6 protein-coding genes are annotated in these 6,890 nt (G+C 71.4%); 5 read left to right on the forward strand and 1 reads right to left on the reverse strand.

Going from position 1 to position 6,890, the window contains the following annotated elements; translation table 11 throughout:
- The 5 genes from I5G_RS10780 to I5G_RS10800 form a co-directional block, all read left to right on the forward strand.
- A partial coding sequence (locus I5G_RS10780) for an MFS transporter (protein ID WP_026095845.1) occupies positions 1–1,388 on the forward strand: 1,388 nt, incomplete at its 5' end.
- Positions 1,389–1,413: 25 nt separating this feature from the next.
- Positions 1,414–2,466, forward strand: coding sequence for a 3-isopropylmalate dehydrogenase (locus tag I5G_RS10785; protein WP_022879060.1), 1,053 nt, complete (start codon positions 1,414–1,416; stop codon positions 2,464–2,466).
- 58 nt (positions 2,467–2,524) lie between these two features.
- Positions 2,525–3,631 carry a branched-chain amino acid aminotransferase gene (locus tag I5G_RS10790; RefSeq protein ID WP_022879061.1) on the forward strand — a complete coding sequence of 369 codons (1,107 nt, stop codon included), beginning with the start codon at positions 2,525–2,527 and terminating at the stop codon, positions 3,629–3,631.
- 139 nt (positions 3,632–3,770) lie between these two features.
- A complete protein-coding gene (locus tag I5G_RS10795) occupies positions 3,771–4,538 on the forward strand; it encodes a fumarylacetoacetate hydrolase family protein (protein WP_022879062.1) in 768 nt (255 codons plus the stop codon).
- Positions 4,531–5,769 (forward strand): MFS transporter, encoded by a 1,239-nt coding sequence (locus tag I5G_RS10800; protein WP_022879063.1) that lies wholly within the window; start codon positions 4,531–4,533, stop codon positions 5,767–5,769. The genes I5G_RS10795 and I5G_RS10800 overlap by 8 nt, the downstream gene beginning before the upstream one ends.
- Here the strand turns inward: I5G_RS10800 and I5G_RS21955 are convergent.
- Positions 5,753–6,811: an aminotransferase class V-fold PLP-dependent enzyme gene (locus I5G_RS21955; RefSeq protein WP_022879064.1), complete on the reverse strand. Its 1,059-nt coding sequence runs from the start codon at positions 6,809–6,811 to the stop codon at positions 5,753–5,755. The two genes, I5G_RS10800 and I5G_RS21955, sit on opposite strands and share 17 nt — an antisense overlap.
- Positions 6,812–6,890 lie beyond the last annotated feature (79 nt).

Here is a 6,890-nt window from a genome sequence, read left to right on the forward strand (position 1 = left end):
CGCTGCAGCCCTCGAGCATCGAGCAGCTCTGGATCATCGACGTCTACCCGCTGGTGCTCGCGGGGCTCCTCGTGACGATGGGCACGCTCGAGACCCGGTTCGGCCGTCGGCGTCTGCTGCTGATCGGCGCCACCGGCTTCGCCGCGGTGTCCGCTCTCTCGGCGTTCGCACCCACCGCCGCGCTGCTCATCGCGGGTCGCGCCCTGATGGGCGTGTTCGGCGCGATGCTCATGCCGTCCACGCTGTCGCTGCTGCGGAGCATCTTCCGCGACCGCGACGAGCGTCGCCTCGCGATCGCCGTGTGGGCGTCGGGCTTCTCGGCCGGTGCGGCCCTCGGCCCGATCGTGGGCGGGTTCCTGCTCGAGCACTTCACGTGGGGCTCGGTCTTCCTCATGGCGGTGCCCGTGCTGGTTCCGCTGCTGATCCTCGCGCCGTTCTTCGTGCCCGAGAGCCGCGACCCCGCGCCGGGGCGTTTCGACCCGCTCAGCGTGCTGCTCTCGCTCGCGACGATGGTGCCGATCGTCTACGGCATCAAGAAGCTCGCGGTCGACGGACCGACGATGGTGACGCTCGCGCTGTTCGTGACGGGCGTGGTGTTCGGGTGGCTGTTCGTCCGGCGCCAGCGCGCTCTGCCCACCCCGATGCTCGACATGTCCCTGTTCCGGCGTGGGACGTTCTCCGGAGCGATCCTCGTCAACCTGTTGAGCGTGGTCGGTCTCGTCGGGTTCCTCTACTTCGTCGCGCAGCACCTGCAGCTCGTCGTGGGTCTCACCCCGATGGTCGCGGGCTTCGCGCTGCTGCCCGGCCTCGTGCTGATGATCGTCGCGGGCCTGGCAATCGTTCCCGTCGCACAGCGGTTCGCGCCGCGCCGCGTTGTTCCGGCTGCTCTCGCGTTCTCGGTCGTGGCCTACGTCCTGGTGGCCTTCTCGACCGCCGACCTCCTGCTGCTCATCGTGGCGTTCGGTCTGCTGGGTATCGGCATCGGCGCGGCCGAGACCGTGTCGAACGAGCTGATCCTCTCCAGCGCCCCGCCCGCGAAGGCCGGTGCCGCGAGCGCCGTCTCCGAGACGGCGTACGAAGTGGGCGCGGTGCTGGGCACGGCGGTGCTGGGTGGCATCCTGGCAGCGTTCTATCGCGCGCAGCTCGTGCTGCCGGCGGGACTCCCGGATGCCGCGGCCGACGCGGCCCGCGAGACTCTCGCCGGTGCCGTCGCGGTGTCGCACACACTCGACGACGCGGCGCTGGGGGAGTCGCTGCGGCTCGCCGCGGCGCAGGCGTTCGACTCGGGCGTCGTCGTCACGGCACTCATCGGCGCGGGGCTCATCGTCGTGGCGGCGCTCATCGCTGCCACTACCCTGGGAGGATCCCGCGGCGCATCGACGAAGTGATGTGCCCTGAGCGCTGAGGAGTGCGATGTCGCGCGTCGTGAAACTGGCTGTCATCCCCGGTGACGGCATCGGTCCCGAGGTCGTCAGCGAGGCCGTGAAGGTCCTCGACGCGGTCACCGCCGAGTCCGGCGTCACGTTCGAGAAGACGCCGTTCTCGCTCGGCGCCGCACGGTACCTCGAGACGGGCGACACGCTCACCGACGCCGACCTCGCTGCGATCGCCGAGCACGACGCGATCCTCCTCGGCGCGGTCGGGGGAGTGCCCGGCGACCCGCGCCTGAAGGACGCGAACATCGAGCGCGGCCTCCTGCTCAAGCTGCGTTTCGAGCTCGACCACTACGTCAACCTGCGGCCGTCGAAGCTCTACCCCGGGGCGACCGGTCCGCTCGCGAACCCCGGCGAGATCGACTTCGTGGTCGTCCGCGAGGGCACCGAGGGACCGTATGTCGGCAACGGCGGGTCGATCCGGCGTGGCACCCCGCACGAGGTCGCCAACGAGACGTCGGTCAACACCGCGTTCGGGATCGAGCGCGTCGTCCGCTACGCCTTCGACCTCGCCGAGCGTCGGCGCCGGAAGCTCACGCTCGTGCACAAGACCAACGTGCTCGTCCACGCCGGCGGCATGTGGAAGCGCATCGTCGACGCGGTGGCGACGGAGCACCCCGAGGTCGACGTAGACTACCTGCACGTCGACGCGGCCACGATCTTCCTGGTCACGAACCCCAGCCGCTTCGATGTGATCGTCACCGACAACCTCTTCGGCGACATCTTGACCGACTTGGCCGGCGCCGTCACCGGTGGCATCGGCCTCGCCGCTTCGGGCAACATCAACCCCGACGGCGCGTTCCCCTCGATGTTCGAGCCCGTCCACGGATCGGCGCCCGACATCGCGGGCACCCAGAAGGCCGATCCCACGGCCGCGATCCTCTCGGTCGCCCTCCTGCTCGACCACCTCGGGCTCGAGAGCGAGTCCGCCCGCGTCACCCGCGCGGTGGAAGACGACATCGCCGCCCGGGACGCCACGCCGCGCAGCACCGCGCAGATCGGCGACGCGATCGCCGAACGCGTCCGGGCGTAACCTGGACCGATCGGCCCGCGCCGCCGCCCGCGCTCCCCGACACCGTGTGAGAGAGACCATGACGACCATCGACACCGACCCCGACACCGGACTCGACCCGCTCGAGTTCGCCGTCACCCGCAACCTCGCCGCGAAGAGCCCGGCTCAGCGCGACGAGATCCTCGCCAACCCGGGCTTCGGGCAGCACTTCACCGACCACATGGTCGACGTCTGCTGGTCGATTCGCGGCGGCTGGCACCGTCCGCGTGTCTCGCCGTACGGTCCGATCTCGCTCGACCCCGCCGCGGCCGTCCTGCACTACGGTCAGGAGATCTTCGAGGGCATCAAGGCGTACCGTCACGCCGACGGGTCGGTCCACACCTTCCGCCCCGACCAGAACGGTCGGCGCCTTCAGCGTTCGGCCCGCCGTCTCGCGCTGCCCGAGCTTCCCGTCCCGTACTTCCTGCAGTCGCTGCGCGAGCTCATCGCGGTCGACGGGGCGTGGGTGCCCTCGGGCGACGACCAGAGCCTCTACCTGCGTCCGTTCATGTTCGCGAAGGAGGCGTTCCTCGGCGTGCGTCCCGCGCACAAGGTCGCGTACTACCTCATCGCGAGCCCCGCGGGCGCGTACTTCAAGGGCGGCGTGCAGCCGGTGTCGATCTGGCTCAGCGAGGACTACTCGCGCGCCGGCAAGGGCGGCACGGGCGCGGCGAAGACCGGTGGCAACTACGCCGCGAGCCTGCTGCCGCAGTCCGAGGCATACGAGAACGAGTGCGACCAGGTCGTGTTCCTCGACCAGGACCGCAACATCGAAGAACTCGGTGGCATGAACATCGTGTTCGTCTACAAGGACGGCACCATCGTCACGCCGCAGTCCGACTCGATCCTCGAGGGCATCACGCGCGACTCGCTGCTGCAGCTCGCCCGTGACCGCGGCCACCACGTGGTCGGTCGTAACGTCTCTCTCGCGGAGTGGCGTGAGGGCGTGGCATCCGGGGACATCGTCGAGGTGTTCGCGTGCGGCACCGCCGCCGTCGTCACCCCGATCGGCACGCTCAAGGGCAAGGACTTCATCGACGAGCAGCCTTCCGGCACGCTCGCCCTCGAGCTGCGCCAGGAGCTCACCGACATCCAGTACGGCCGCGCCGAGGACAAGCACGGCTGGCTGTACCGCCTCGACGCCTGATCGCGTCGCACACGGAGGGGTCCCCGCTTTGGGGGCCCCTTCGTCGTTTCCGCGGGCGTGGGGAGAGGGGGATGCCGGCCGCACTCCGACGAAGCAGAACCCCGGATGCCACGTCCGAGGCCCCGGATAGGGTGGAAAGGTGAAGATCGCTCGGTTCAGCCACCAGGAAACCCTCCGCTACGGGATCGTCGACGACGCCGAACTGGTCGTCCTCGCGGGCGATCCGCTGTTCGCCGGCTTCGAGACGACGGGGGAGCGGATCCCGCTGTCCGAGGTGACGCTTCTCGCGCCCGTCATCCCACGCTCGAAGGTCGTGTGCATCGGCAAGAACTACCACGACCACGCCGCCGAGATGGGCGGCGAGGCTCCCGCCGAACCGCTGATGTTCCTCAAGCCGAACACGTCGGTGATCGGACCCGACGACGTCATCGTCCGACCGACCGCGCTCAGCTCCCGTACCGACTACGAGGGCGAACTCGCCGTCGTGATCGGCCGCATCGCGAAGAACGTTCCGGCCGAGCGCGCCGCCGACTACATCTTCGGCTACACCGTCGCCAACGACGTCACGGCCCGCGACCTCCAGAGCCGCGACGGTCAGTGGACCCGCGCCAAGGGCTTCGACACCTTCTGCCCCGTCGGGCCGGTCATCGAGACCGAGCTCGACACCGATGCCGCGACGATCACGACCCGCGTGAACGGCGAGGTGCGGCAGAACGGCCCGATGTCGGACATGATCCACAAGGTCCCCGACCTCATCGCCTACGCGTCTGCGGTGTTCACGCTGCTCCCCGGCGACCTGATCCTCACCGGCACGCCGGCCGGCATCGGCCCGTTCGAGGCCGGCGACACCGTCGAGGTCGAGGTCAGCGGAATCGGAGTGCTGCGCAACACCGTGCGCGATGCCTGACCTCGCGGCGGGTGCGGCGGTCGACGTCGCGCTCGTGCAGCGCCGCACGGTCCGCGTCCTCGCGGCCGGGCAGGTGCTCGCCGGGGTGGCGTTCGGTTCGACGCTGTCGCTCGGCGCTCTCCTGGCCGCCGACCTCTCGGGGCAGGAGGCGCTCTCGGGCTTCGCGACCGCGTCCGTCACGCTGGGCGCCGCGCTCACGGCGATCCCGCTCGCGCGCCTGGCGTCCCGGCGCGGCCGTCGCTTCGCCCTCAGCACGGGCAACGTCATGGCGCTGGCCGGAATCTCCGTCGTCATCGCGGCAGCGGCACTCCGGCTCTTCCCCCTGCTGCTCGTGGGGATCGCCCTCATCGGGGCAGGAAACGCGGGCACGCTGCAAGCGCGTTTCGCCGCGACCGATCTCGCGAGCACCGCGCGGCGCGGGCGCGACCTCGCGACGGTCGTCTGGGCGACCACCGTCGGGGGCGTCGTCGGGCCGCTCCTCCTCGCGCCCGGCGAGGTCCTGGGCGCGAGCATCGGGATGCCACGCCTCACCGGCGCCTACCTGTTCTCGTTCGCGGCCCAGGCGTGCGCCCTCGCGCTGTACGTCCTCGTGCTGCGACCCGACCCGCTGCTGCTGGCGCAGCGCCGCGACCGCGAGAACGCGGCGGCCGCCGTCGCCGACGCGGTGACGGACCGACCCGCCCTGGCCCGCTACGCGATGTTCGCCGTCGCCGCCTCGCACGTGACCATGGCATCCGTGATGGCGATGACGCCCGTGCATCTGTCGCACATCGTCGCTCCGGATGCCGTGACCCTCGCGGTGGGCGTCACGATCGCGCTGCACGTCTTCGGCATGTACGGCCTGTCCCCGGTCTTCGGCGTCCTGGCCGACCGCATCGGGCGGATTCCAGTCGTGGTCCTCGGGCAGGTTCTGCTCGCGGCCGCGCTGGCGGTCGCCGCGACCCTGTCGTGGTCGCAGGCCGGCGTGCTCGTGGCATTGGTCCTGCTGGGCCTCGGGTGGAGCGCCGCGACCGTCGCGGGCTCCGCGCTGCTCACCGAGGCGACGCCGCTCGCGGCATTTCCGCGCCGACAGGGGCGGAGCGACACGCTCATGACGGCGTGCGCGGCGGTGGGCTCGGTGCTCGCCGGCGTCATCCTGAACGGCGCGGGATACGGCGGGCTCGCGCTGTGGGCGCTCCTCCCGGTCGCGGCCGTGTGCCTCGGAGCGCTGTGGGTCAGACTGCGAGCTTGAGCGGCGCGGCGCGCAGAGCGGAAAGTGCCCGATCGACGTCGTCCTCGTCGTTGAACACGTGGAAGGCGACGCGCGCGCGACCGGCGCGCCCCGACGCGATGATCCCGGATGCCGTGAGTCGGGCGAGCGCGCAGCCGTCGGCATCCGGCCACGTGACGATCGCCGAGGGGCGTTCCGGCTCGGCCAGGCCCATCACGGCGCGGAAGTGCGCCGCGAGTCCCGTCGCGTGCGCGTGGATCGCGGCCGGGTCGGCGGAGGCGAAGAGCGCGAGCGCGGGGGCAGCGCCCACGAAGGCCTGCCACGCGGGCGAGACGTCGAAGCGCCGGGCATCGGCGGCCAGCGGGGCCGAAGCGCCGTAACAGGACGCCCAGGGGTCGTCTCCCGAGTACCACCCGGCCTGCACGGGCCGCAGCTCGCTCGCGAGGGCGGGGGAGAGCGTGAGGAACGCGACCCCGCGCGGGGCGCACAGCCACTTGTAGGCGTGGCACACCGTGGCGTCGAAGAGAGTGGCATCCACGGGCAGCCATCCGGCGGCCTGGGTCATATCGCACAGTGTGCGGGTGCCGGTCCTCGCCGCGGCGGCGGCGATGGCGGCGGCGTCGGCGACCTCGCCGGTCGCGGACTGCACGAGTGAGAACGCGACGAGCCAGGTGTCCGCGGTCATCTCGTCGGCGAGGCGCCTGAGCGGGACGGACCGCAGGCGGACGCCGCGGCCCGCGTGCGCGAACGGAGCCACGAGCGACGCGAAGTCGCCGTCCGCGCAGAGCACCTCGGCACCGTCGGGGACCGCGGCGGCGATGAGCGAGACGGCGACCGACGTCTGCGCGGCGATCGCGACGCGCGACACGGGAGCGCTGACGAGCCGTGCGTACGAGCGCCGGGCGTCCTCGACCGCGCGCGTGGCGGCCCCGACGTCCGGACGACCGGATGCCGCGGCCTCGAGGTCCGCGGTCACGGCCGCGACCGTGGCGCGCGGCGGGAGCCCGAGCGTGCAGGCGGCGAGGTAATCGCGGCCTCCGGCGAAGTGTGCGGCGAGGGTCATGCGTCCAGGGTCGCGCGTTGACCGGACATTGCACTACGGGAGGTTTTGCATGAAAAGCATCCATGATGGTTATGTATCC

This window comes from Microbacterium sp. B19, assembly GCF_000333395.1.
Taxonomy (GTDB): Bacteria; Actinomycetota; Actinomycetes; order Actinomycetales; family Microbacteriaceae; genus Microbacterium.

Coding starts and splice junctions, on each gene's coding strand:
- I5G_RS10800 (WP_022879063.1), top strand. CDS start 4,531: ATGCCTGACCTCGCGGCGGGTGCGGCGGTCGACGTCGCGCTCGTGCAG.
- I5G_RS10785 (WP_022879060.1), top strand. CDS start 1,414: ATGTCGCGCGTCGTGAAACTGGCTGTCATCCCCGGTGACGGCATCGGT.
- I5G_RS10790 (WP_022879061.1), top strand. CDS start 2,525: ATGACGACCATCGACACCGACCCCGACACCGGACTCGACCCGCTCGAG.
- I5G_RS21955 (WP_022879064.1), bottom strand. CDS start 6,811: ATGACCCTCGCCGCACACTTCGCCGGAGGCCGCGATTACCTCGCCGCC.